Consider the following 23,614-nt stretch of genomic DNA (forward strand, 5'->3'; position numbering starts at 1 on the left):
CGCCCGCCACGATGACAGGACCCGCATGGATCTGAACACCATCTTCCGCGAATTCATCACGCTTTTCGTGGTCATCGACCCGATCGGCTCGATCCCGGTCTTCCTGTTCGCGACGAAATACGTGCCGCGCGCCCTGCATCGCCGCTTTGCCATCCGCGCGGTGGCCGTGGCGACGGCGGTGCTGCTCGGGTTCCTGTTCTTCGGCCAGCTGGTGCTGGAGGCGATGGGGCTGCGCCTCGGTTCCTTCCAGATCGCCGGGGGAATCGTGCTCTTCATCTTCGCGATGACGATGATCTTCGGCGATAGCAAACCCCAGCGTGAGATCGAGGAAGCCGAACGCGACCACCTGGAAGGCGCGGTCTTTCCGCTGGCGATCCCTTCCATCGCCTCGCCCGGAGCCATGCTGGGCGTCGTCGTTCTGACCGACAACCATCAGAATTCGTTCGGAGATCAGCTAATTACAGCCGGCGCCCTGCTGGTCGTGCTGGCGATCACCCTGGCGCTGCTTCTGGCGGCGACCCGGGTCTATAAATATATAGGCAATACCGGAGCGAACATCATCAGCCGGGTGATGGGCATGCTGCTGGCCGCTGTCGCGGTCGATGCCATCCTGGGCGGCATGGATGTCATGGGGCTGGCCAATGTGGTCGGTGGCGCAGGCGAGATGCTGGCACCGAATTAGCCGGTCTCAGGCGGGATCGCCGATGCGGATCACTTCCCATTGCAACTCGTGGCCCGAGCTTTCGCGGACGCGGGTGCGGACCAACTCGCCCAATTCCTCCAGTTCCGCCGCCGTAGCGCCGCCGGCGTTCAGCAGGAAATTCGGATGTTTTTCAGACATTTGCGCCCCGCCGAGGCGATAGCCGCGCAGGCCCGCTTCCTCGATCAGTTTCCAGGCCTTCAATTCGTGCGTGTCGTCCTCGCGCCCGGTGGAGCTATAGCCGGCGGGGTTGCGGAAGGTCGAGCCGGCGGTGCGGTCCTTCGTCGGCTGGGTGGCGTCGCGCCTGGCCAGTTGATCTTCCATTTTCGCGTGCAATTGCTGGGGATCGCCGCGTTCCGCGCGGAAGCGGGCCTGGGTCAGAACCCAGCCCTCGGGCAAGTCGCTGTGGCGATAGGCGAAGCCCAGATCCCGGGGCGAGAGCGTCACCATGCGACCGTCGCGGGTCACCGCCTGGGCGTCGATCAGGTGGTCGGCGACATAGCTGCCATAGCAGCCGGCATTCATGCGCAGCGCGCCGCCGATGCTGCCGGGAATGGTGCGCAGGAAGGTCAGATCGAAGCCCGCATCGGCCGCCTTCCGCGCCACATGCGCATCCAGCGCCGCCGCCCCGACGATCACGGTTTCATCAGCGAAATCAATGCCATTAAAGCCGCGCCCCAGCCGCACCACGACCCCGCGAATGCCGCCGTCGCGCACGATGAGGTTCGAGCCGACACCGATTGGAAAGACCGGCATGGCGGGGTCGAGATCCTTGAGGAAGGCGGCCAGATCCTGCGCATCTGCGGGCTGGAACAGCCAGTCGGCGGGGCCGCCGACGCGCAGCCAGGTCAGCCCGTCCAGCGGGCGGTCAGGGGTCAGGGCGCCGCGCGGCGTGGGAAGGTCGATGCTCATGCCCCAAGCTGGTAGCCAGCCCGGCGCGAGGCGTCAACATCGCGCGCAACGGCAGCGTCCGCAGCCCGGCGCAACAGAGCCGGCGCGAGGGCGGATTCGGCCCGCAATTGCTGGATTTTCGAGGGGATTATTGCGTGCATTTCGCGTACATACCCCGTGCATATCCCGTCGATACGACGACAGGCCGCAATCATGCCGGCATGAGGCGAGATTTCGGGGACAGGGCTGCATCCTGACCGGGCCGGCCCCGGCGTCGGGGCAGGACCGGAAGACCGGCCCGAAAGCCGGCTTTGCGCAGTATCGCATCGCGCCGACAGAATCTCTTTGCATTCGTATGCAGTAACGATAGTATCCCGGCAGAGCTTTACCCAACAGCGTCAGCGAGGTGCAGAATGGCCAGTGAGGACAAGACAGGCGGCAAGGAGGAGGCGCGCGGCGCCAGACAGGCATCCGAGCCGGTCTTGCAGGTCGAACGGCGCGACTTCATCGAACTGGTTCCCGACGGCCGCAAGCGGGTTCAACCGATGCAGGGTTTCGACGACATCTATACCGATATCGTCGATTACATCATCCGCTGCACCCACAAGATCTGGGACGAGCGCGATATCGGGCTGATCTATACCCATTACACGCATAACTGCGTGCTCTATGGCACCATGGGCACGATCTATGACCGCGAGGATGTGGTGCGCGACACCATCCAGCGCCTGGTCAGCCTGCCCGAGAGGCGCGGCATGGCCACCCATGTCATCTGGGGCGGCAACGATCAGGACGGGTTCTATACCTCGCATCTGGTCACCGGCTCGGGCCGGCATACGCAGCATGGTCATTACGGCCCGCCCACGGGTCGCAATTTCGTCTCGCGGACCATCGCCGATTGCATGGTCCATGCCAACAAGATCTATCGCGAATGGGTGGTCTCGGACCAGATGGCGATCATCCAGCAGCTCGGGCTGGACCCCCATGCCTTCGCCGAGAAGGTTGCGAAACGGCTGTTCGACAAGGGGCTGGTCAATATCGATATCGGCGAGAACCGGCGCATGCTGGGGCAATATCCGCCCGATGCGGATGCCGATCTGAGCATTGCCAACACGGATCTGGAGCGCGAGACGCTGCAATGGCTGCACGCGGTCTGGAACCAGCGGATGCTGGGCCGGATCAAGGATGTCTATGCCGAGACCTGCCAGTATCACGGCCCGCTGATGGTCGAACTTTACGGGATCGCGGCGGTCACCCATCAGACGCTGGGGCTCATAGGTTCCCTGCCCGATGCGCGCTTCCGACCGCAGCATATCTGCTCGACCCCCTGCGAGGAGGGCGGCACCAAGGTCGCGGTGCGCTGGATCCTTGAGGGGCATCACCTCGGTTACGGGCTGCTGCACGAGTTGGGAGAGCCGACCGGCAAGCATGTGCAGATCATGGGGATCAGCCATTTCCACTACAAGAACGGCAAAATCGTCGACGAATGGCGCGTCTATGACGAGTTGTCGATCCTGATGCAGGTGAAGCTGGCGCAGATGGCCGACACGCCGGCGGCGCAGCCCGCGCCGCAAGCGGAAGCACAGGAAGACTGAACCCCGGACTCCCCGACTGCCCGGCGCGCATATGAATGCCGCCGGGCTTTTTTTGTTCGGATCAGGGCCTGAGGCCCAGTTGTTCCTGCAGGCGCCCGAGCACGTCGACGCCCATCTGCAACAGCAGGTCGAGGATATCGAGCGGCACCCAGTTCTCTCGGATCAGGCCTTCGTCATGGAGGTAGAAATCCATCACCCGCATGGTCACGGCGCGCCCGGTCGGCGGCAGGCCCATGAAGCCGCCGCCGGCATGTCTGGCAAAGACGCTCGGCCAGCCGCCGGTGACGGAATAGGGGCCGTCGCCGATGCGGATGTAATGGCCGCCGCCATGTTCGGCCTTCAGGGAAGCGATCTCGTCCCATTGGCCGCCGCCCTTGCGATTCGGGAAAGCGGTGCGGAAGGGCAGTTGATGGCAATCGACAAAGCCCGCCAGCCCGCGCGCGGTGCCGATGCCGCTGGGGCCATACCACATCATCTTCGGGTGCCAATGCTGCTTTTGCGGCATGTTCAGAAGCCCGTCGCGACCCTCTTTCGCCTCATCGTCATAGGCCCCCAGCGTTGCGTGCATGGCCAGCGTCTGCGCGATGCTGGCCGCGCCCTGCGCGGGGTCCTGCGGGGCAAGCACGATGCCGTCGCAGGTGATCGGGCCGGGCCACATCCCCTCGACCCCGAGGCTGGGGGCGACCGGCCAGAAGCCCGCCTGCCGGATCAGGTCGAGCACGTCCCATAGGCAATTGGACTGCACGATCTGGCCCCCGCGCAGCTCGTGCACCTCGCCATAGCGCAGGAAGATGGCACCGCCGGTGGCGGGGATGCCCAGCCAGTCCCTTTCGAAGGTGCCGCAATAATGACCGAGTGCTGCGATATAGTCCCGGCCCTGATAGCTGCCGCCAACGAAGATCGTGTCGCGCCGTTCCAGATCCGGGAAGGCCTGCAGAAGCGGCGCCCAGACGCGTTCCGCAATCGCCGCGGTCCCGCGCATCTCGTTCAGCGGATGCGCGCCGCGCCATTCGGCATCGCTTGCGTAAAGATCTGCCAGCGCCTCGCCCGGACCCGCAGGCCCCGCCCCGGCCAGCCGTTTCAACCCTTCCAGAATTCGTTTTCGTTCCATGCATCACCCATCTGCCTGACGATCATGTCTCTGACGATCCGAAATCCGGATCTTCGCCATCTAAATTTTTATTGCATTCGTATGCAAGTCTTGTTAGCGTCAATCTGCGACGGGTTATTTCCGCCCGGTTCGCCAACAAGAAACATTATTCCGACCGGCCCCATAGTCATGGTGCCGACCTGCCGCCCCGGGGCGGAAGCTGTTCTCAACAGGAGACGAAGAATGAACGGATTTCTGAAGGCCTCTGTCGCGATTGCCGCCCTTGTCGGCGGTGCCGGTATGGCGATGGCCGATTGCGGGATCGAAAAGGGATCGGTGCGCATCCTGTCGAACGATTTCGCGGCACTGCATGTCGTCGCAAGCGCGGCCGAGACCTGCGCCAGCGGCACCGTCACGGTGACCAAGAACCAGACGACCGAGCACAAGGACATTCAGGTGCCGGCGCTGACCACCAATCCGGCCAATTACACCGTCGCCATGATCGCGACCAACTCGGTCACGCCGCTTCTGACCAACGATCTGGTGCGCCCGCTGGATGAATATGTCGAGAAATGGGGGCAGGATCTTCAGGAAAGCCAGTTGATCCGCGTCGACGGCAAGATCATGGCCATCGCCTATATGGTCAATGCCGAACACCTGTTCTACCGCGAGGATATCCTGGCCGAGAACGGCATCGAGGTGCCGACATCCTTCGACGAGATGCTGGCCGCCGGCCAGAAGCTGCGCGATGCCGGGATCGCAAACCCGCTCGCTGTCGCTTATCAGTCGGGCTGGTATCTGGGCGCGGCCTTCGTGAACACCTATCTCGGCACCGGGGGCGAGTTCTTCAAGGACGGCACCGCCGAGGTCGATATCAACAACGAAAACGGCATCAGGACGCTGGAAACCCTGAAGGCGATGAGCGGCTACATGTCGCCCGATTTCATCACCTACAGCACCAATTCGCTGCGCCCGATGTGGGAAGCGGGCGATACCGCGATCCAGATCAGCTGGGGCTCGACCACCGGCCAGTATATCGCCGATGACAGCGCCGTGCCGGAAGTGGCCAAGGCGACGAAATTCGCCGCAGCCCCCACGATCAATGGCGGCAGCATCCCTTCGGCTGCGCTGTGGTGGGACGGGTTCGTGATCGCGAAGAACGTCTCGGACGAGGATGCCGAGGCCTCGTTCCGGGCGATGATGGTCGGGATCTCGCCCGACACCGCCGCGGCCAACCCGGAAGTCGCCGTCTGGCTGGTGAAGGGCTATGAGCCGACACCGGCAGCCGTCGGCGTCGTGGCCGACCTTGAAGGCGGCGCCCGGCCCTATCCGATGCTGCCCTATATGGGGCTTCTGCACACCGCGCTTGGCGACAACCTGGCCGAGTTCATGCAGGGCAAGGAAAGCGCCGAGCAGGCACTGGCCGATGTGACCGCCGCCTATACCACCGCCGCCAAGGAAGCCGGCTTCATCGAATAAGCAGCTTTGACGGGGGCGCCCTTGACGGGTCGCCCCCTTCTGTCCGCCGCAACCGGCCTGCGGGTTGAACCCCCCGCGCGCCTTGCATCCGCCCCTGCCCGAATGCGCAGGTGCGGGCGCAGGACCAGGGCCGCCACATCCGACGGAGTAACCAATGCCCCACAGGACGTTCATGGCCTTCATCTGGCCCTCGCTTCTGGCGATGATCCTGTTCATCGCGGTGCCGATCGTTTCGGTCGCCTATCAATCGCTGTTCGTCGAACATCAGCAGATCATGACCCAGGTCGAAAGCTGCGGCCCCTTCGGCTGCAAATCGGAAGCCCGCGTCGATGCCGCCGCCATGGCCGAACTGCGCACCGAAGAGCCGATGGGCCGCTATAACGGCCTTGGCACCTATACCAATGCCAGCCACCTGGCCTTCGGGGAACTCCGCGCCGCATGGGCGGCCAGCGAGGGCTTCGGCGATTTCTTCGACAAGGTGATGAACCTGCCCTTCTACAAGGCGCTGATCTTCACGCTGTGCTATACGTTCATCGTCACGCCGCTGGTGATCGTGCTGGGCTTCTGCATCGCTGTTGCGGTCAATGCGGTCTCGGCGCGGCTGAAGGGGCCGGTGATCTTCTTCTCATTGCTGCCGATGATCGTGACGCCGCTGATCGGGGCGCTGGTGCTGTTCTGGATGATCGATTCGCGCGGGATCATCGGGGCCACGCTGCAGGTGCTGTTCAACGATCCGCAACTGTCGCTGAAAGCCTCGCCCACGCTGACCTGGGTCACGCTGTTCGTGTACGGCGTCTGGCACAGCGCGCCCTTTGCCTTCGTGGTCTTCTATGCCGGTCTGCAGACCGTGCCGCAGGACACACTGGAAAGCGCCATGGTCGATGGCGCGAGCCGCTGGGAGCGGATCAAATATGTGACCATTCCCTATCTGATGCCGCTGGCGACCTTCATCGCGCTGATGCAGCTCATGGACAATTTCCGCGTCTTCGAGCCGGTCATCGGTTTCTCGGCCGAGGCAAGCGCCTCCTCGCTGAGCACGCTGATCTATTCCGATCTGCGATCCGGGGATTTCCCGCTGTTCGGATCGGCTGCGGCTACATCGCTGCTGACCATCTTCGGCGTGGTGATCCTTCTGTCTCCGGTGCTGATCCGCACCTGGCGCGAATTCAAGCACAAGGGCTGATCCAATGTCCCAGAGCATAAACCGGAAACCCATGCCCCTCGTCGCACTGTCCACGGGATTCGTGCTGCTATGGCTGTTCCTTGCCGCCTTCCCCTTCATCTGGACGGCCTGGGGATCGTTCAAGGTCGAGGCCGACTTCTTCTCTCGGACCGACTGGATGAACGCCTTCACCGGCCCGGCAACCGAGGCCCAGACCGGCAGTTCCTTCACCGGCAGCGGCTATCATGGCGCCTGGATCGAGCAGGAGTTCTGGCGCGCGGTGCTGAACACCTCGATCGTGGTCTTCTGCGTCGTCACCATTTCGCTGACCTTCGGCACGCTTGGCGGCTATGCGCTGGCACGGTCGGGGTTCAAATATACCTTCTGGATCCTGATCGCGGCGCTGATCTTCCGGGCCATGCCGCATGTGACGCTGGTGTCGGGCTATCTGCTGCCCTTCTTCGAGATGAATATCTGGGGCTACCTGCCGACCACGATCATCGTGCTGGTGGCGATCAACCAGCCCTTCACGCTGTGGATGCTGCACAGCTTCTTCATGACCATTCCCAAGGATCTGGACGAAAGCGCCATGGTCGATGGCTGCACCCGCTTCCAGGCCTTCCGGCTGGCGGTGATCCCGGTCATGTGGCCGGGCGTCGTGACCACGGGCCTGTTCAGCTTCCTGCTGGCCTATAACGATTTCACCGTCACCTCGATGCTGCTGAGCCAGGAAAACCAGACCATGATCCCCAAGATCAACAGCTTCCTCGGTTCCACCCAGCAGGAGGGCAAGGTCATGTATGCCGTCGCCGCCGCGGTTTCCGCGATGGCACCCCTGTTCGTGCTGGTGATGGTGTTCCAGCGTCAGATTGTCAGCGGCCTGACCGCCGGCGCAGTGAAAGGATAACCCAATGGCCGAGATCCATCTGAAAAATGTGAACAAACGCTGGGGCAATTTCGTCGGCGTCGACAATTTCGACCTGCATATCGCGGATGAGGAATTCATCGTCCTGCTGGGCCCGTCGGGCTGCGGCAAGTCCACCACCATGCGCATGATCGCCGGGCTGGAGGACGTGACCGATGGCGAGATCTGGATCGGCGACAGCATGGTCAACCGGCTGGAACCCAAGGACCGCGACATCGCCATGGTGTTCCAGTCCTATGGCCTCTATCCGCAGTTGTCGGTCTATGAGAACATCCGCTTCCCCCTGAAGGTCCGCAAGACCCCGAAGGAAGAGCACCACGAACGCGTCATGCGCGCCGCCGAGATGGTCGAACTGACCGAGCTGCTGGAGCGTCGCCCCGCCGCGCTCTCGGGCGGGCAGCGGCAGCGCGTGGCGCTTGGCCGGGCGATTGTCAGGAAGCCCACGGTCTTCCTGATGGACGAACCGCTGTCGAACCTTGATGCCAAGCTGCGTGTCTCGACCCGGGCGCAGATCAAGAACCTGCAGCACAAGCTGCGCACGACCACGATCTATGTCACCCATGACCAGATCGAGGCGATGACGCTGGCCGATCGCGTCGTGGTCATGAACAAGGGCCGCATCCAGCAGGTCGGCACGCCCACGGACATCTACGATTATCCGGCCAATACCTTCGTCGCCAGCTTCATCGGCAGCCCGGCCATGAACCTGGTCGATGGCCGGATCGCAAACGGCACCTTCGAGGCGCCCGGCATCCGCGTGCCCGGACTTGCCAGCGACCGCTCCGGCCCGATCACCCTGGGCTTCCGGGCCGAGGATGTGACCCTGGCACCGGATGGCGAGGGCGAATTGCGCGCCCCGGTCTATTCGATGGAGCTTCTGGGCGAGGCCTCGATGATCTCCTATCGGATCGGCGATTCGCTGGTGTCCATCAAGGCCCCCAAGGATTTCCGCATCGAGATCGGCGAGGAGGTCGGCACCGCGATCCCCGCCGAGATGTGCCACCTGTTCGACGCCGAAACCGGCGAACGCATTGCCTGACCCCTGAAGGAACCCGATATGGCCATTGAACATCTGAAATCCGGCAAACCCGCCGAGGCGCGGGCCGAGGACGACGCCAAGGTCCGGGCCACGGTCGAGGCCACCCTGAAGGATATCGAGACGCGCGGCGATGCGGCCGTGCGCGAGCTTTCGGCAAAATTCGACGGCTATGCGCCGCAGAGCTTCCGCCTGTCGCCCTCGGAAATCGAGGCCGCGATGGCTCAGGTCAGCACGCGCGATATGGAGGACATCCGTTTCGCGCAGACCCAGATCCGCCGCTTCGCCGAGGCGCAGCGGGCCTCGATGACCGATATCGAGGTGGAAACGATGCCGGGCGTGATCCTCGGCCATCGCAATATCCCGGTGCAATCGGTCGGCTGCTATGTGCCCGGCGGCAAGTTTCCGATGGTGGCCTCGGCCCATATGTCGGTGCTGACCGCCTCGGTCGCGGGGGTGCCGCGCATCATCGCCTCGGCGCCGCCGGTCAAGGGCGCGCCGCATCCGGCCATCGTCGCCGCCATGCATCTGGGCGGCGCGCATGAGATCTATGTCATGGGCGGCATTCAGGCGGTGGGTGCGATGGCGCTCGGGACCGAAAGCATCGAGCCGGTGCATATGCTGGTCGGCCCCGGCAATGCCTTCGTGGCCGAGGCGAAGCGCCAGCTTTACGGCCGCGTCGGTATCGACCTGTTCGCCGGCCCGACCGAGACGATGGTCATCGCCGATGACACGGTCGATGCCGAACTGGTCGCGACCGACCTGCTGGGACAGGCCGAACACGGCTATAACTCTCCCGCCTGCCTGATCACCACTTCCCGCAAGCTGGCGGACGGCACCCAGGCCGAGATCGACCGGCTGCTGGACCTGCTGCCGACGCGCGAAACCGCCGAGACCTCGTGGCGGGATTACGGCGATATCTACCTCTGCGACACGCATGAGGAGATGCTGGAGCTGGCCAATGAGCTTGCCTATGAGCATGTCCAGATCATGACCGACCGCGACGACTGGTATCTGGAGAACATGCATTCCTATGGCGCGCTGTTCCTTGGCCCGCGCACCAATGTCGCCAATGGCGACAAGGTGATCGGCACCAACCACACCCTGCCGACGAAAAAGGCCGGGCGCTATACCGGCGGGCTCTGGGTCGGGAAGTTCCTGAAAACCCACAGCTATCAGAAGGTCACCACGGATGAGGCGGCGACCCTGATCGGCGAATACGGATCGCGCCTGTGCCTGCTGGAAGGCTTTGTCGGTCATGCCGAACAATGCAATATCCGGGTGCGACGCTATGGCGGGATCAACGTCCCTTACGGCGAACCGGCACCCTATCACGAAGCGGCGGAGTAGCCCATGAGCCTGCCAAAGACCCCGTCCTTCCGGCTGGAGGAGCGCCGCGCGCTTGTCACCGGCGCGTCCTCGGGCATCGGCGCCGCCTGCGCCTCGGCCCTGGCGGAAATGGGCGCGCATGTGGTCTGCGCGGCGCGCGGGGCCGACCGGCTGCAGGCCGTGGTCGATGAGATCAACGCCCGTGGCGACAGCGCCGAGGCGCTGCCGCTCGACATGGCCGATCTCGATGCGCTTGGTGCCGCACTTGAGGCACAGCCGGCCTTTGACGTGGTGGTCAACTCTGCCGGGCTGGCGCGACACTCGGCGGCGCTTGAGACGCTGCCGCAGGATTTCGACGCAGTCATGGCGCTGAACCTGCGCGCGGCCTATTTCCTGTCCACCGGTGCGGCGCGCAAGATGATCGCGGCGGGCAAGGGCGGCTCGATCATCCATGTCTCCAGCCAGATGGGCCATGTCGGCGGCATCGACCGGGCGGTCTATTGCGCCTCGAAACACGCGCTTGAAGGCATGGTGAAATCCATGGCCATCGAATGGGGCCGCGACCGGGTGCGGATCAATACCGTCTGCCCGACCTTCATCCGCACGCCGCTGACCGCATCGACCTTCGACAACCCCGAGCGGGTGGCCTGGATCGAGGAGAAGATCAAGCTCGGCCGCGTCGGCGAGGTCGAGGATATCATGGGCGCGGTCGCCTATCTGGCGTCCGATGCCTCGTCGCTGGTGACGGGGACGGCGCTGATGGTCGATGGCGGATGGACGGCGGACTGATGGCAAACGAGAAGGTGACATCGCAGGACGTGGCGAAGCTGGCAGGTGTCAGCCAATCGGCGGTCAGCCGGGTATTCACGCCCGGTGCCTCGGTCTCGCAGGCGATGGCCAAGAAGGTGCGCGCGGCGGCGGCAGAGCTGGGATACCGGCCCAATGTGCTGGCGCGCTCGCTGATCACGGGTCGGTCGCGGATCATCGGGCTGGTGGTCGCCTATCTGGAAAACCAGTTCTATCCCATCGCCATCGAGAACCTGTCCCGCGCCCTGCAGGCCGAAGGCTATCACATCCTGATCTTCATGGCCGAGAACTCTGAAAGCCAGGTTGCCGAGGTCATTCAGGAGCTGATGGATTATCAGGTCGACGGGATCATCGCGGCCTCGGTGGCGATGACGCATGACCTGTCGGAACGCTGTGCGGCGGCGGGCATTCCGGTGGTGCTGTTCAACCGCGATCAGGACGGGCAGTCCCATTCCGCCGTGACCTCGGCCAATGTGCTTGGCGGGGCCAAGGTGGCGGAATTCCTGATCGCCGGCGGGCATGAGCGCATCGCCCATATCGCCGGCTGGCAGGGGGCTTCGACCGGGCGCGACCGGCAGAGGGGTTTCCTCGACGCGCTTGCCGCTGCCGGACGCGAACCGGTGGCGGTGATCGACGGCATGTATGCGCGCGACGGCGCGGCTGAAGCCGCACGGCAGATGATGGCCATGGCCGCGCCGCCGGACGCGATCTTCGTCGGCAATGACCATATGGCCTTCGCGGTGATGGATGTGCTGCGCAGCGAATTGGGGCTGTCGGTTCCGGGCGATGTGTCCATCGTCGGCTATGACGATGTGCCGCTGTCGGCATGGCCGGCCTTCGATCTGACCACGATCCGCCAGCCGGTGAACCGCATGGTCACGGCGACCGTGGAAACCATCCTCGCCAAGATCGAGGACCCCGCGCAAAAGCCCCGCCGCATCGAAATCGACGGCCCGCTGATCCTGCGCGGATCGGCCCGCATACCCGAAGGATGGCCCGCATGAGCGCCTATGAACGCTGGCAGGATTTCCCCGATTACATCATCGGCATCACCCGGGAGATCTGGGAAGATCGCGGCGTCGAGACGCTGAACCGCTATTACGCGCCCGATATTCCCGTGCGCTCTCCCATGGGCGTATCGCGCGGGAACCAGGCGGTGATCGCCGCGACGATGGGCACGATCCATGAGTTCCCCGACCGCAGCCTGCTGGCCGAGGATGTGATCTGGTCCAACGATCCGCAGGCGGGGCATCTGTCCTCGCACCGGCTGATCAGCATGGGCACGCATCTGCGCGATGGCCAGTTCGGCCCGGCCACCGGGCGCAAATGGACGGTGCGCGTCATCGCCGATTGCGCGGCGAAGGGCGAGGCGATCTATGACGAATGGCTGGTGCGCGATTATGGCGGTATCGTCCGCCAGCTCGGGCTCGACCCGCTGCAATTCACCCGCGACCTGATCGCGGCAGAAGGCGGGCCGGACGGCGCGACCCACCCTTTCCGGCCCGAAGACGATGTCGATGGCGGCTATCATGGGCGCGGCAATGCGAATGAATGGGGTCAGCGCTATGCCGATGACCTGCGTCGGGTGATGGACACGGATTTCAACCATATCCTGACCAGCTATGACCGCGCCGCCATGGGCCATTATCCCGGCGCCCGGACGGTGATCGGACGTGACGGTATCGCCGATTTCTGGTTGGGCCTGCGCTCCTCCTTCCCCTCGGCCCGGTTCGAGATCCACCACCAGATCGGCATGGATGCCGATATGCTGTCGCCCCGTGCCGCGATCCGGTGGAGCCTTGACGGCACCCATGACGGCTGGGGCGCCTTTGGCCGGCCCACCGGGGCGCGGGTGCATGTAATGGGCATCTCTCATGCCGAATACGGGCCATGGGGGCTGCGCCGCGAGACCGCGCTTTACGACGAGATCGCCATCTGGAAGCAGATATTGCTGCAAGCGGGGACCGCATGAGCACGCCGCGCTATCCCGATCCGACCAGCTATATCCTCGGCATCACCCGTGACATCTGGGAGGATCGCGGCATCTCGCTGCTGGAGACCGCCTATGCGCCCGAGATGATCATGCGCAATGCCGGCGGCATGAAGATCGGCAATGGCGCGGTCATCAACGACACGCTGGCCAAGATGGCCGCTTTCCCTGACCTTGAGATATTGGGCGAAGATGTGATCTGGGCCGGCGATCCGGGTGGCCGTTACCTGTCCTCGCATCGCAGCGTCATCACCGGCACCCATAGCGGGCATGGCGTCTGGGGGCCGCCCACAGGCCGGCGTTTCACCGTGCGCTGCATCGCCGATTGCTCGGTCCTGGATGAGGTCATCGACGACGAATGGCTGGCCTATGATACCGGCGATCAGGCCCGGCAACTGGGTCATGACCCGTCGGATTACGCCCGCGCCCGGATCCTGGCCGAGGGCGGGCCGGATGCTGCGGCCCGTCCTTTCACCCCCGATCAGGACCGGCCCGGCCCATATCTTGCGCGCGGCAATGACAGCGAATGGGGGCAGCGGCTGGCCGACATCCTGACCCGGATCATGTCCAAGAATATCAGCGCGATCCGCGCCGAATACGACCGCGCCATCCGCATCGAACATGCCGGCGGCATCGGCGGCTGGGGCTGGCAGAATGCCGAGGCGATCTGGATGCGCCTGCGCTCGGCCTTCCCGTCGGCCGAGTTCCGCATCCACCATGTCATCGGCCGCTCGGACCCCGCGCAGCCCCACCGCGCCGCGATCCGCTGGAGCCTCGACGGCCGGCATGACGGCTTCGGCCGCTTCGGCGACCCGAGCGGCGCGCCGGTTCACGTCATGGGCTTCACCCATGCCGAGTTCGGCCCCTGGGGCCTGCGCCGCGAGTTCACGCTGTTCGACGAGGTCGCGATCTGGAAGCAGATCCACCTGCATACGGGGGGATTCTGATGGCGCCCCTCAGCCCTGCCCTTTCCCGTTTCCATGTCTGGCGGCAGGCGCTGCGTTCTCGCCGGCTGAACCCGCATCCGCCGCCGGCCACGCTTTCCTGACCGTCCAAAACATATTTTTCAGTTACGGAACAAAGACATGACACCTCAGGAAATGGAAAACCGCATCGTCCGCTATGGCGACCTGCAACCCTGCAAGACCGCCTTCATCGACGCCCATACGCCGGGATCGGACCAGAAGGAAAACTTCACCATCATCGGCGGCGGGGTCAGCGAAAGCCCGGATCAGCACGTCCATATCTCGATCCCGCACGGGTTCAATATCGGCGCCGCCGGCCAGCCGCCGAAATGCCGCAACAGCCTGCATTCGCACCGCACCGCCGAGGTCTTCTTCGTCCTCAAGGGCCGGTGGCGCTTCTTCTGGGGTCGCTGGGGCAATGCCGGCGAAGTCGTGCTGGAGGAAGGCGACATCTTCAACATCCCGACCGGCATCTTCCGCGGGTTCGAGAATATCGGCACCGATTACGGCATGATCATGGCGATCCTCGGCGGCGACGATGCCGGCGGCGGCGTGATCTGGGCGCCGCAGGTGATCGAGGATGCCAAGGATCACGGGCTGATCCTGTCCGAGCAGGGCAAGCTCTATGACAGCAAGAAGGGCCAGTCCCTGCCCAAAGGCGTGGCACCGATGCCGCTGCTGACGGATGCGCAGTTGAAAGCCTTCCCCGAACCCACGACCGCCGATGTCGTGCCGCATTACATCGCCCGCTATTGGGATCTGGTGGCGCTTGCCGACAGGCAACCGGCCAGGGTCATCGGCGAGAATGCGAAACTGCGCGACAAGCCGGGATTCGAGGTCGATTTCCTGACCGAGAAAACCCCCAGCGACGCAAAACAGCGCCACGATGTTCCCGCCGTGCTGATGCCGGTGCGCGGGCATTGGAAAGTGACCTGGGCCGATGGCAGCGCCACGCTCGCCCCCGGCGACACGATGAGCGTGCCGGAGGGGCTGGAATATGCCCTCGCCCCCTCAATGACCGGCGAATCCGCGCTTTATCGCACGGTCGGCACCGCCGATCCGGCCGGCCTGACCTGGAAACCCTGATCCTGTCCGGGGCGCCCTTTGGCGCCCCGCTCCTCGGAGGACACCATGACCATCCTGACCACCCATGTCGGCAGCCTTCCCCGCAATCAGGAGGTCGTCGATTTCATCTTCGCCCGCGAGCATGGCACGCCCTATGACGCACCCGCCTTCGATGCCGCGATGACCCGCGCCGTGTCCGAGACCGTGCGCAAGCAGGTCGAGGCCGGGGTCGATATCGTCTCGGACGGCGAGACATCGAAGATCAGCTATGCGACCTATGTGAAGGATCGCTATACAGGCTTCGACGGCGACAGCCCGAGGAACGCCCCCGCCGATCTGAAACTGTTCCCCAGCTTCCTGAAGCGCATCGCCGAATCCGGCGGCACCCCGCAATATGCCCGCCCGATGTGCGTGGGCGAGGTGAAGTCGAAGGGTCAGGGAGAACTGGACAAGGACATCGCCAATCTGAAGGCCGCGATGGCCGAACATGGGGCCGAACGCGGCTTCATGAACGCAGCCTCGCCGGGGGTGATCTCTCTGTTCCTGCAGAACGATTTTTATCCGACACGAGACGCCTATCTGGCCGCGCTCGCCGATGCGATGAAGGCGGAGTACGAGACCATCGTCGCCTCGGGTCTGGACCTGCAACTGGACTGCCCCGATCTGGCGCTGTCGCGGCATATGCTGTTCACCGACCTCAGCGACGCCGAATTCGTGAAGGTCGCGGCGAGCCATGTCGAGGCGCTGAACCATGCCCTGTCCGATATTCCGCCCGAAAAGGTGCGCATCCATATCTGCTGGGGCAATTACGAGGGCCCGCATGTCTGCGACATTCCCATGGCGCAGATGTTCGACACGCTGATGTCGGCGCGGGCGCGCTATGTGCTGTTCGAAACCTCGAACCCGCGCCACGGCCATGAATGGGCAACCTTCCGCGACCGCCGCGCCGACATTCCCGACGACAAGGTGCTGGTACCGGGCGTGGTCGACACCACGACGAATTTCGTCGAGCACCCGGAACTGGTCGCGCAACGCCTGACCCGCTTCACCGAGATCGTCGGCCAGGACCGCGTCATTGCCGGTTCGGATTGCGGCTTCGGCACCTTCGCGGGCTTCGGCGCAGTCGATCCCGACATCGCCTATGCCAAGCTGAAGGCGATGGCCGAAGGGGCGGCGCTGGCATCGTGACACCGCTGGTCCTGCTGCCCGGAATGATGTGCGATGGCCGCCTGTTCGGCCCGCAGATCGCCGCCTTCGGGCTGAGCCGCGCCATTCATCTGCCGCCCATCGGCGGGCATGACAGCATGGCCGCCCTGGCAGCAGAGGTGCTGGCCCATGCCCCGCCCCGTTTCGCGCTGGCTGGCCTTTCCATGGGCGGGATCCTCGCCATGGAGATCATGGCGCGGGCGCCCGAACGCGTCGAAAGGCTGGCGCTTCTCGACACCAATCCCCGCGCCGAACTGCCCGAGGTTCAGGCCCGCCGCGCCCCCCAGATCGAGGCGGCACAACAGGGCCACCTGCACGAGGTGATGCGCGACGAGATGAAGCCGAATTACCTGACCGAAGGGCCGGGCAAGCAGGCGGTTCTGGATCTGTGCATGGAGATGGCGATGGACCTCGGTCCCGGTGTTTTCATCAACCAGTCCCGCGCCTTGCGCGACCGACCGGACCGGCAGGAGGTGCTGCGCGGGGTCAGCGTGCCGACGCTGGTCCTCTGCGGGCGCGAGGACCGGCTTTGCCCCATCGAACGGCACGAATTGATGCACGGGCTGATCCCCGGCTCGACACTGGAAATCATCGACGGCGCCGGGCATCTTCCGGTGCTGGAACAACCTGAAACGACTACGGCGGCACTCGCCCGCTGGCTGGAGGCATGATGGATAACGCTCTTCTCGACCTGCTGAAATCGGTCGATACCCCGACCGTCTGCAACGCCATCGAGGTCGCGCAGGGGCGGCGCGGTTTCGACCGCTTCACCCGTGGCACGGTGATCTGCACCGAGCCCGAGGCGGGTGCGGTGGTGGGCCTCGCCCGCACCGCCAGCCTGTCGGCCATAGCACCGCCGACCGAACCGCCCGAGGTGATCCGCGCCCGGCGCATGGATTATTACCGCTACATGGCGACGGCACCGAAACCCGCCATCGCCGTGGTCGAGGATGTGGATTACCCCAATGCCATCGGCGCCTATTGGGGAGAGATCAACACCACCGTGCACAAGGGCTTCGGTCTTGCCGGCACCCTGACCAACGGCGTGGTGCGCGATCTGGGCGATCTGCCGAAGGGCTATCCGGTCATTGCCGGCTCGGTCGGGCCGAGCCACGGTTACGTTCATGTGAAAACCATCGGTCAGCCGGTCCGCGTCTTCGGCCTGACCGTGGCCGAGGGCGACCTGATCCATGCCGACCGCCACGGTGCCCTGGTGATCCCGCCCGAGGTGATCCCGCAATTGGCCGAAGCGATCCGCAAGCTGCTGGAAACGGAAAAGCTGGTGCTGGAACCCGCGCGCACCGAAGGCTTCGACTTCGCCGCTTTCGAGGCCGCCTGGACCGCCTTCGAGAAGGCCCGGACCTGAAATGGCCGATGATGCGCAGGCCCGCTTCGATGCCGCACTGAAACGGGCCGGGCTGGCGCTCGACCCGCGCGACAATGCGGCGGCGTTGCGGGTTTTCGTCAGCCTTGAAGCTGCCGCATCATTGCTGAAGGCAAAGGACGCCGATGCACCCCGCTGACCGCCCCATCCCCGAGATCGCCGCAGCCCTGCGCCGGGGCGAATTGCGCGTGACCGAGTTGATCGAGGCGCATCTGGACCGCATCGCCGCCCGCAACCCGGCGCTGAACGCCATGGTCGGCATCGGTGCCAAAGCCGCGTTGGATGCCGCCGTGACCGCCGACCGCGAGTTACGCGAGGGCCAGGACAAAGGCCCGCTTCACGGCATCCCCTTCGCGGTCAAGGACCTGATCGACATGGAAGGCGCTGTGAACAGCTGCGGCAGCCGCCGCTTCGCCGGACAGGTCGCCCGCCACGACGCGGCAGTCATCGCCCGCCTGCGCGCGGCGGGTGCCATCCCCATCGGACGCGCCGCCACCTATGAATTCGCCCTGACCGGCCCAAGTTTCGACGCCGCCTATCCGCCCGCCGTGAATCCATGGTCGGCGGATCACATCACCGGCGGCTCCTCCTCCGGCTCGGCCTCGGCTGTGGCGGGCGGGTTGGTGCGGCTGGCGCTCGGCACCGATACCGGCGGGTCGGTGCGCAGCCCGGCGGCCTATTGCGGGATTACCGGGTTGAAGCCGACCTGGGGGCTGGTGCCGATGCAGGGCGTGTTTCCGCTGTCGCCCAGCCTCGACCATCTCGGCGCGATGGCCGCCAGTGTGGCCGAAGCCGCGCTGATGCTGGACGCGATGGCACCGGAATGCGGTGCCTCTGCCGCGCTTGGCATGGGTCTCAAGGGGTTGCGCATCGGCTATGCCCGCGACTGGTTTGCGCATGATCCCGAGGCCGCCCCCGATCTGATCGCGGCGATGGACGATGCGGCCTCGACCCTGTCCATGCTGGGCGCGCGGATCGCCTTGATCCCGATGCCGGATTACGCCCTGGCCGAAGCCGCAGGCGCCGTGATCCTACATGCCGAGGCGCTGGAAACCCATCGCGAGGGGCTACGCGACCAGTTCGACCTCTACGGTCGCCAACCCCGCCAGAGCCTCGCGGCCGGCGCCGGTCTGACGCCCGAAGATGTCGCCCGCGCGAAGGTTGCAGGCCAGCGGATCGCCCAGGACATCGACACGGCCCTGGCCGATCACGACGCGATCATCGCCCCCACCACGCTCGCCCCCGCCCCGCCGGTTGCGGCTTTCATGGGCGAGGAAACCGTGTGGACGGCGATGCGCACGCTGCCCTTCAACCTGACCGGCCATCCGGCCCTGTCGCTGCCCATAGGTTTTTCAGGGGGGCTGCCGCTGGGGATGCAGATCGTCGGCGCGAAACACGCCGAGCCGACGATCTGCCGGATCGGCGCGGGTTTCGAAGCCGCGACCGATCATTCAGCCCAACGCCCCTATTTTGCCTGAAGCCGCTCCAACCGCAGGGCGGCGGCGCGACGGTGGCCTTCCAGCCCTTCGCTGGCGCTCTGGCGCACGGCGGGCGGTGCGACCTGCTTCACCCCTTCCGGCGTCAGCCATTGATGCGTCACCACCTTCACATAGGCCCCGACCCAAAGCCCGCCGGTATAGCGCCCGGCGGCCATGGTCGGCAGCGTGTGGTTCGTGCCGGCGCATTTGTCGGAATAGACGACGCTCGCCAGCGGCCCGATGAAGAGCGAGCCGTAATTGCGCAGCTTACCCGCCGTCGCCTGCGGATCGCTGGTGTGGATTTGCAGGTGCTCGGCGGCGATCACATCGGAATAGGCTAGCATGGCGGCCTCATCGGCACAAACGGCGATCTCGCCATAGTCGCGCCAGGCCGCCCCGGCGGTTTCGGCGGTGGAGAGGGTCTGAAGCTGCGCCTCGACCTCGGCCAGAACCGCTCGGGCCAGTGCCGCATCGGTGGTGATCAGGCCGACACGGGTGCGCACGTCATGCTCGGCCTGGGCCAGCAGGTCGGTCGCCAGCATCTCGGCATCGCCGGTTTCGTCGGCGAGGATGTAGATCTCGGAGGGGCCGGCCAGTTGGTCGATACCGACGGGGCCGAAAACCTGCCGCTTGGCCTCGTTCACGAAGGCATTGCCGGGGCCGACGATCTTGTCGACGCGCGGCACGCTCTCGGTGCCATAGGCCATGGCGGCGATGGCCTGCGCACCGCCGATGCGGAAGATGCGATCCGCGCCCGACAGGTGACAGCCGGCAATCATCGCCTCATGCGCATTGGGCGGCAGGCAGGCGATGACCTCATCCACGCCCGCGACCTTGGCCGGCACGATGGTCATGATCGGCGCCGAGAGAAGCGGATAACGCCCGCCCGGCACATAGCAGCCGACACGTTGCAGCGGGATGACGCGATGGCCCATATGCACCCCGGGGCGGGGCTGGAAATCGTCCAGCGTGCCGATGGTGGCGAATTGCGCCTCGGCGAAGGCACGGACATTGGCAATGGCAAACTCGGTATCCGCGCGGGTCTGCGGGTCGAGAGCGGCCACGGCGGCCTCGCGTTCCTCGGTGGAGACCTCGAACCGGTCCAGATTGGCCTTGTCGAAACGCTGCGAATACTCGCGCACGGCGGCATCGCCCTCGGCCCGGACGCGGGCCAGAACCTGCGTGACGGTTTCAGCCACAGGCGCGTTATCCGAGGCGGCGCTTCGGGCCGGGGCTTTCAGATGGCTGACGCCGGGAATCTGGGTCATCGTGAACCTCCTTCGAATGGGTTGGCGAAAGCTTAGCGCAACGGCGGAAAACGCCTAGGAGGTTGAAGCGGTATGGAAACTATCCTTTCCAACCAATACCTATCCATGCAATAGAATTTTACCGTGATTACCATCCATCGGCATATATAATGGCCAAGATCGGCAAAGACCTGAAAGCCCTGCGCCAACGTCGGCAACTCAGCATGCGCGAACTCGCGATCCGCTCGGGCGTGTCGCATACGACCATTTCGATGATCGAGCGTGACGCGATCAGCCCAAGCATCGACACGTTGCAGGCGATTCTGGATGCGCTTGGCAGCCGGCTGGCGGAGTTTCTGGGTGGGTTGCGCGACGGGGGCGGCAGCCCGTTCTACCCGGCCCGCGACCTGCCAGAGATCGGCAATCCCGAAACGATTTCCTACCGCCTGATCGGGCTGAACCACCCCTATCGCAGCTTCCAGTTCCTGAAGGAAACCTATGCCCCCGGTGCCGATAGCGGCGAGGTCCTGTCCCATGTCGCGCAGGAAGCGGGCTATGTCGTTTCTGGCAGGGTCGAAGTCACCGTGGGCGGTCAAAGCCGCGAGTTGCGGGCCGGCGACGGCTATTATTTCGACAGCCGCGAACCGCATCGCTTCCGTAACACCGGGACCGGCAAGGCCGAGGTCGTCAGCGCGATTTCCCCGCCATCCTATTGAGTAGGGCCTTTACGCCAAGCCCGACACCGGAGGGATTCCGGCCAGCGGCGAGCAGTTTGCTTGTCACGGGCCGCAGCCAACGCCGAGGCGATGAAGCCGGCGCAACCGGCGCGGGCAAGGCCCATCTGGAAGAACCTGCCCTAGCGCTTGACGGTGATCCCGGCGGCCTCTCGGTCCCAGGTCGCGGCGCTCAGCCCACGTTCACGCAGGCGGAATTTCTGGATCTTGCCATTGGCGGTCTTGGGCAGTTCGGACATGAACTCGACGTAACGCGGGACCGCGAAATAGGCCATCTTGCCCTCGCAATGGCGGATGACCTCCTCATGGGTCAGCGCGGCACCGTCATGCAGAACGATGGCGCTCATCACCTCATCTTCGGCCAGGTCCGAGGCGACCGGGAAGACCACCACCTCGGCAATGCCGGGATGGGCGGACAGAACCTGCTCGACCTCGTAGGAGGAGATGTTCTCGCCCCGTCGCCGGATCGTGTCCTTCATGCGGTCGAGGAAGCGGTAATAGCCGTCCCCGGCGCGGACCAGCCGGTCGCCGGTATGCAGCCAGAGATTGCGCCAGGCCTCGACTGTCTTTTCCGGCATCCCGAAATAGCCGAGCGACATGGCGAAAGGTTCATCGGCACGGATCACCAGCTCTCCGGCCTCGCCATCGGGCAGCGGGTTGTCGGCCTCGTCCACGATCATGGCCTCGAACCCGTCCAGAAGCTTGCCCATCCAGCCCGGCTTGACCGTTTCCATGGTCGAGCCGATCACGGCATTGCTCTCAGTAGCCCCGTAAGCGTCCAGCAGCACCACGCCGGTGCGCCGGGTAAAGGCTTCGGCGGCGGGGGCGGGCACGCCGGGGGCAAGGGCCACGCGGATGGAATGGGCGCGCTCGTCTTCGGCCTCGGGGCGGGACAGCAGCATCGGCACCATGGCGCCGAGCACATAGGTCACGGTCGCGCCCGACCGCGCCATGGCCGGCCAGAACCCTGAGACCGAGAAACGCGGCTCGACCACCTGCCGGCAGCCATGCAGGAGCGCCTGGAAGAAGCAGTTGAGCGCATTGGTATGAAAAAGCGGCAGCGGCGTGTGCAGCACATCGCCCCGCCTGAGACCCAGCATATGCCCGGTATAGACGCCCCACCAGAAGAACTGCGCATGCGGGCAGACGACGCCCTTGGACGGTCCGGTGGTGCCCGAGGTATAAAGGATGGTCAGCGGGCTGTCGGGACGAAGCGGCGCCGGCTCGGCCTCGGTCCCTGACTGAGGCAGATGCTCGACCGCCATACCGGGCAGGTCCGGCAGCGCGCCCCCGCCGATGACCCAGAGCCGGGCGATGTCGAGCTTGCCGAGGTCCAGCCCGTCCAGCACGTCAAGCAGCCTGTCTTCGATCACCAGCAGCTTCGCGCCGGAATTCGACAGGATGTGCTGCAACTGGAACCCGCGCGAGGCGGTGTTGATCGGCACCGAGACCGCGCCCATCCAGCCGCAACCCAGAAACAGCGGCATGAACTCGGCCCGGTTGCTGCACAGGATGGCGACACGGTCGCCGGTGGCAATACCGGCCCCCATGAGCGCACCGGCGACACGGGCGGCGGCCTGCTGCATGTCGCGATAGCTCAGATGCAGATCGCCGCAGCTGAACAGGGGCGCATCGCCGAATTGCGCGGCGCGCGCTTCCAGCAGCTTGGGCAGCACCCGCATGGCCGGGGCAAATTCCTGCTTCAAATCCGTAATCGCATTCATCGCTGCCGTCCTGTTCCGTTCAATTTTCGACAAGTGCCAGCACGCGCAAAGGACTACCGGTGCCACCCTTGATCTTCAGCGGCGGCGCGATCAGCACCGCGCCGGTCGGCGGCAGCAGGTCGAGATTGCGCAGGCATTGCAGCCCATAGCGCCCGGCGCCGTGCAGGGTGAAATGGGCCGGATAAGGTGGCGTGTAATGCGCCCCCTGCCCGGCATCGGTGCCGATACATTCGGTGCCGAAGCCGCGAATCTCGCGCTCATGCACCAGAAGCCGGATCGCTTCCGGCGTCGGGCCGGGCGAATGGGGGCCGTCATCCTTCATGTTGAGATAGGCCGCACCGCTGCGCTTCGACCAGTCGGTCCGCATCAGCACCCATGACCCGGCGGGGATGAGACCGTGCCGCGCTTCCCAGTCGAGGATGATCTGAGGCGTCAGTTCGAAATCGTCATTCCCGGCAGTCCCTTCCGAGCAGTCTATGACCACGACCGGGCCGACCAGCATTGCCGGGTCGATCTCGTCCACGGCACCGTTGGGCACGTCGCGGCCGGAAATCCAGTGGCTCGGCGCGTCGAAATGCGTGCCGGTATGCTCGCCCATCGAGATATTGTTCCATTTCCAGGCCGGGCCGCGATGGTCATAGGCACTGATCTCCTCGATCCGGAAGGGCGCGCATTGGCCGAATTCCGGCGGCAGGACGATGACCGGGAAATCCGGGTCAAGCGTATGGGTCAGGTCCACCACCTGCACCGCGCCGGTGGCGAGCCTGGCCGTCAGTTCGGAAAGAGTGCTCATGGGTAACGACGCTC

The 23,614-nt window shown here is 65.0% G+C and carries 23 protein-coding genes; 18 read left to right on the plus strand and 5 right to left on the minus strand.

The window, feature by feature from the left end; genetic code table 11:
* Window positions 1–25 precede the first annotated feature (25 nt).
* Window positions 26–682, plus strand: a complete 657-nt coding sequence (locus Q0330_RS15420; RefSeq protein ID WP_299481351.1) for a MarC family protein — start codon at window positions 26–28, stop codon at window positions 680–682.
* Between the two features lie 6 nt (window positions 683–688).
* Here Q0330_RS15420 and murB read toward each other — a convergent pair whose 3' ends face one another.
* Window positions 689–1,612: a UDP-N-acetylmuramate dehydrogenase gene (gene murB / locus Q0330_RS15425; RefSeq protein WP_299481354.1), complete on the minus strand. Its 924-nt coding sequence runs from the start codon at window positions 1,610–1,612 to the stop codon at window positions 689–691.
* A gap of 392 nt (window positions 1,613–2,004) precedes the next feature.
* Here murB and Q0330_RS15430 point away from each other — a divergent pair, with 392 nt between their 5' ends.
* A complete protein-coding gene (locus Q0330_RS15430) occupies window positions 2,005–3,186 on the plus strand; it encodes an ester cyclase (RefSeq protein WP_299481357.1) in 1,182 nt (393 codons plus the stop codon).
* Window positions 3,187–3,247: 61 nt separating this feature from the next.
* Here Q0330_RS15430 and Q0330_RS15435 read toward each other — a convergent pair whose 3' ends face one another.
* Window positions 3,248–4,297 carry a nuclear transport factor 2 family protein gene (locus Q0330_RS15435; protein WP_299481360.1) on the minus strand — a complete coding sequence of 350 codons (1,050 nt, stop codon included), beginning with the start codon at window positions 4,295–4,297 and terminating at the stop codon, window positions 3,248–3,250.
* Window positions 4,298–4,519: 222 nt separating this feature from the next.
* Between Q0330_RS15435 and Q0330_RS15440 the strand changes: the two genes are divergently transcribed.
* The 15 genes from Q0330_RS15440 to Q0330_RS15510 all read left to right on the plus strand — a co-directional run bounded on the left by Q0330_RS15440 (window position 4,520) and on the right by Q0330_RS15510 (window position 19,102).
* Complete coding sequence (locus Q0330_RS15440; protein WP_299481363.1) at window positions 4,520–5,755, plus strand: extracellular solute-binding protein; 1,236 nt, start codon at window positions 4,520–4,522, stop codon at window positions 5,753–5,755.
* Window positions 5,756–5,909: 154 nt separating this feature from the next.
* A complete protein-coding gene (locus Q0330_RS15445; protein WP_299481366.1) occupies window positions 5,910–6,938 on the plus strand; it encodes a sugar ABC transporter permease in 1,029 nt (342 codons plus the stop codon).
* A gap of 4 nt (window positions 6,939–6,942) precedes the next feature.
* Window positions 6,943–7,824, plus strand: coding sequence for a carbohydrate ABC transporter permease (locus Q0330_RS15450; protein WP_299481369.1), 882 nt, complete (start codon window positions 6,943–6,945; stop codon window positions 7,822–7,824).
* Window positions 7,825–7,828: 4 nt separating this feature from the next.
* Entirely contained in the window at window positions 7,829–8,881 is a 1,053-nt protein-coding gene (gene ugpC, locus Q0330_RS15455; protein WP_299481372.1) for a sn-glycerol-3-phosphate ABC transporter ATP-binding protein UgpC, read from the plus strand.
* Window positions 8,882–8,899: 18 nt separating this feature from the next.
* A complete protein-coding gene (hisD, locus tag Q0330_RS15460) occupies window positions 8,900–10,228 on the plus strand; it encodes a histidinol dehydrogenase (protein ID WP_299481375.1) in 1,329 nt (442 codons plus the stop codon).
* Window positions 10,229–10,231: 3 nt separating this feature from the next.
* Window positions 10,232–10,996 (plus strand): SDR family oxidoreductase, encoded by a 765-nt coding sequence (locus tag Q0330_RS15465; RefSeq protein ID WP_299481378.1) that lies wholly within the window; start codon window positions 10,232–10,234, stop codon window positions 10,994–10,996.
* Window positions 10,996–12,018 (plus strand): LacI family DNA-binding transcriptional regulator, encoded by a 1,023-nt coding sequence (locus Q0330_RS15470; protein ID WP_299481381.1) that lies wholly within the window; start codon window positions 10,996–10,998, stop codon window positions 12,016–12,018. The genes Q0330_RS15465 and Q0330_RS15470 overlap by 1 nt, the downstream gene beginning before the upstream one ends.
* Complete coding sequence (locus Q0330_RS15475) at window positions 12,015–12,986, plus strand: ester cyclase (RefSeq protein ID WP_299481384.1); 972 nt, start codon at window positions 12,015–12,017, stop codon at window positions 12,984–12,986. The genes Q0330_RS15470 and Q0330_RS15475 overlap by 4 nt, the downstream gene beginning before the upstream one ends.
* The gene (locus Q0330_RS15480) at window positions 12,983–13,951 is read left to right on the plus strand and encodes an ester cyclase (RefSeq protein ID WP_299481387.1); all 969 of its coding nucleotides are present in this window, start codon (window positions 12,983–12,985) and stop codon (window positions 13,949–13,951) included. The genes Q0330_RS15475 and Q0330_RS15480 overlap by 4 nt, the downstream gene beginning before the upstream one ends.
* 138 nt (window positions 13,952–14,089) lie before the next feature.
* On the plus strand, window positions 14,090–15,055 hold the full coding sequence (locus Q0330_RS15485; RefSeq protein ID WP_299481390.1) for a cupin domain-containing protein: 966 nt from the start codon (window positions 14,090–14,092) through the stop codon (window positions 15,053–15,055).
* Window positions 15,056–15,100: 45 nt separating this feature from the next.
* Complete coding sequence (locus tag Q0330_RS15490) at window positions 15,101–16,222, plus strand: cobalamin-independent methionine synthase II family protein (protein WP_299481393.1); 1,122 nt, start codon at window positions 15,101–15,103, stop codon at window positions 16,220–16,222.
* Window positions 16,219–16,911 carry an alpha/beta fold hydrolase gene (locus Q0330_RS15495; protein ID WP_299481396.1) on the plus strand — a complete coding sequence of 231 codons (693 nt, stop codon included), beginning with the start codon at window positions 16,219–16,221 and terminating at the stop codon, window positions 16,909–16,911. The genes Q0330_RS15490 and Q0330_RS15495 overlap by 4 nt, the downstream gene beginning before the upstream one ends.
* The gene (locus Q0330_RS15500; RefSeq protein ID WP_299481399.1) at window positions 16,911–17,606 is read left to right on the plus strand and encodes an RraA family protein; all 696 of its coding nucleotides are present in this window, start codon (window positions 16,911–16,913) and stop codon (window positions 17,604–17,606) included. The genes Q0330_RS15495 and Q0330_RS15500 overlap by 1 nt, the downstream gene beginning before the upstream one ends.
* A 1-nt stretch (window position 17,607) precedes the next feature.
* Complete coding sequence (locus Q0330_RS15505) at window positions 17,608–17,763, plus strand: hypothetical protein (RefSeq protein WP_299481402.1); 156 nt, start codon at window positions 17,608–17,610, stop codon at window positions 17,761–17,763.
* Window positions 17,750–19,102: an amidase gene (locus Q0330_RS15510; protein ID WP_299481406.1), complete on the plus strand. Its 1,353-nt coding sequence runs from the start codon at window positions 17,750–17,752 to the stop codon at window positions 19,100–19,102. The genes Q0330_RS15505 and Q0330_RS15510 overlap by 14 nt, the downstream gene beginning before the upstream one ends.
* On the opposite strand, the gene hisD (Q0330_RS15515) is transcribed toward Q0330_RS15510, so the two are convergent.
* Window positions 19,090–20,370 carry a histidinol dehydrogenase gene (hisD, locus tag Q0330_RS15515; RefSeq protein ID WP_299481409.1) on the minus strand — a complete coding sequence of 427 codons (1,281 nt, stop codon included), beginning with the start codon at window positions 20,368–20,370 and terminating at the stop codon, window positions 19,090–19,092. The two genes, Q0330_RS15510 and hisD (Q0330_RS15515), sit on opposite strands and share 13 nt — an antisense overlap.
* Before the next feature lie 149 nt (window positions 20,371–20,519).
* Here hisD (Q0330_RS15515) and Q0330_RS15520 point away from each other — a divergent pair, with 149 nt between their 5' ends.
* Complete coding sequence (locus Q0330_RS15520) at window positions 20,520–21,065, plus strand: cupin domain-containing protein (protein ID WP_299481412.1); 546 nt, start codon at window positions 20,520–20,522, stop codon at window positions 21,063–21,065.
* A gap of 140 nt (window positions 21,066–21,205) precedes the next feature.
* On the opposite strand, the gene Q0330_RS15525 is transcribed toward Q0330_RS15520, so the two are convergent.
* Together Q0330_RS15525 and Q0330_RS15530 are read right to left on the minus strand one after the other, a co-directional pair.
* Entirely contained in the window at window positions 21,206–22,807 is a 1,602-nt protein-coding gene (locus tag Q0330_RS15525) for an ATP-dependent acyl-CoA ligase (RefSeq protein WP_299481415.1), read from the minus strand.
* A gap of 19 nt (window positions 22,808–22,826) precedes the next feature.
* Complete coding sequence (locus Q0330_RS15530; RefSeq protein ID WP_299481418.1) at window positions 22,827–23,600, minus strand: cyclase family protein; 774 nt, start codon at window positions 23,598–23,600, stop codon at window positions 22,827–22,829.
* Between the last annotated feature and the right edge of the window lie 14 nt (window positions 23,601–23,614).

The organism is uncultured Paracoccus sp. (assembly GCF_937873615.1).
In the GTDB taxonomy this organism is placed as follows: domain Bacteria; phylum Pseudomonadota; class Alphaproteobacteria; order Rhodobacterales; family Rhodobacteraceae; genus Paracoccus.

Bases quoted from the DNA above. Each gene is read 5' to 3' on its own strand.
- Q0330_RS15480 (WP_299481387.1), top strand. From the start codon at position 12,983: ATGAGCACGCCGCGCTATCCCGATCCGACCAGCTATATCCTCGGCATC.
- Q0330_RS15420 (WP_299481351.1), top strand. From the start codon at position 26: ATGGATCTGAACACCATCTTCCGCGAATTCATCACGCTTTTCGTGGTC.
- Q0330_RS15435 (WP_299481360.1), bottom strand. From the start codon at position 4,297: ATGGAACGAAAACGAATTCTGGAAGGGTTGAAACGGCTGGCCGGGGCG.
- Q0330_RS15530 (WP_299481418.1), bottom strand. From the start codon at position 23,600: ATGAGCACTCTTTCCGAACTGACGGCCAGGCTCGCCACCGGCGCGGTG.
- Q0330_RS15525 (WP_299481415.1), bottom strand. From the start codon at position 22,807: ATGAATGCGATTACGGATTTGAAGCAGGAATTTGCCCCGGCCATGCGG.
- Q0330_RS15485 (WP_299481390.1), top strand. From the start codon at position 14,090: ATGACACCTCAGGAAATGGAAAACCGCATCGTCCGCTATGGCGACCTG.
- Q0330_RS15505 (WP_299481402.1), top strand. From the start codon at position 17,608: ATGGCCGATGATGCGCAGGCCCGCTTCGATGCCGCACTGAAACGGGCC.
- Q0330_RS15450 (WP_299481369.1), top strand. From the start codon at position 6,943: ATGTCCCAGAGCATAAACCGGAAACCCATGCCCCTCGTCGCACTGTCC.
- Q0330_RS15510 (WP_299481406.1), top strand. From the start codon at position 17,750: ATGCACCCCGCTGACCGCCCCATCCCCGAGATCGCCGCAGCCCTGCGC.
- Q0330_RS15475 (WP_299481384.1), top strand. From the start codon at position 12,015: ATGAGCGCCTATGAACGCTGGCAGGATTTCCCCGATTACATCATCGGC.
- Q0330_RS15470 (WP_299481381.1), top strand. From the start codon at position 10,996: ATGGCAAACGAGAAGGTGACATCGCAGGACGTGGCGAAGCTGGCAGGT.
- murB (WP_299481354.1), bottom strand. From the start codon at position 1,612: ATGAGCATCGACCTTCCCACGCCGCGCGGCGCCCTGACCCCTGACCGC.
- Q0330_RS15465 (WP_299481378.1), top strand. From the start codon at position 10,232: ATGAGCCTGCCAAAGACCCCGTCCTTCCGGCTGGAGGAGCGCCGCGCG.
- Q0330_RS15500 (WP_299481399.1), top strand. From the start codon at position 16,911: ATGGATAACGCTCTTCTCGACCTGCTGAAATCGGTCGATACCCCGACC.
- hisD (WP_299481375.1), top strand. From the start codon at position 8,900: ATGGCCATTGAACATCTGAAATCCGGCAAACCCGCCGAGGCGCGGGCC.
- hisD (WP_299481409.1), bottom strand. From the start codon at position 20,370: ATGACCCAGATTCCCGGCGTCAGCCATCTGAAAGCCCCGGCCCGAAGC.
- Q0330_RS15490 (WP_299481393.1), top strand. From the start codon at position 15,101: ATGACCATCCTGACCACCCATGTCGGCAGCCTTCCCCGCAATCAGGAG.
- Q0330_RS15430 (WP_299481357.1), top strand. From the start codon at position 2,005: ATGGCCAGTGAGGACAAGACAGGCGGCAAGGAGGAGGCGCGCGGCGCC.
- ugpC (WP_299481372.1), top strand. From the start codon at position 7,829: ATGGCCGAGATCCATCTGAAAAATGTGAACAAACGCTGGGGCAATTTC.
- Q0330_RS15520 (WP_299481412.1), top strand. From the start codon at position 20,520: ATGGCCAAGATCGGCAAAGACCTGAAAGCCCTGCGCCAACGTCGGCAA.
- Q0330_RS15440 (WP_299481363.1), top strand. From the start codon at position 4,520: ATGAACGGATTTCTGAAGGCCTCTGTCGCGATTGCCGCCCTTGTCGGC.
- Q0330_RS15445 (WP_299481366.1), top strand. From the start codon at position 5,910: ATGCCCCACAGGACGTTCATGGCCTTCATCTGGCCCTCGCTTCTGGCG.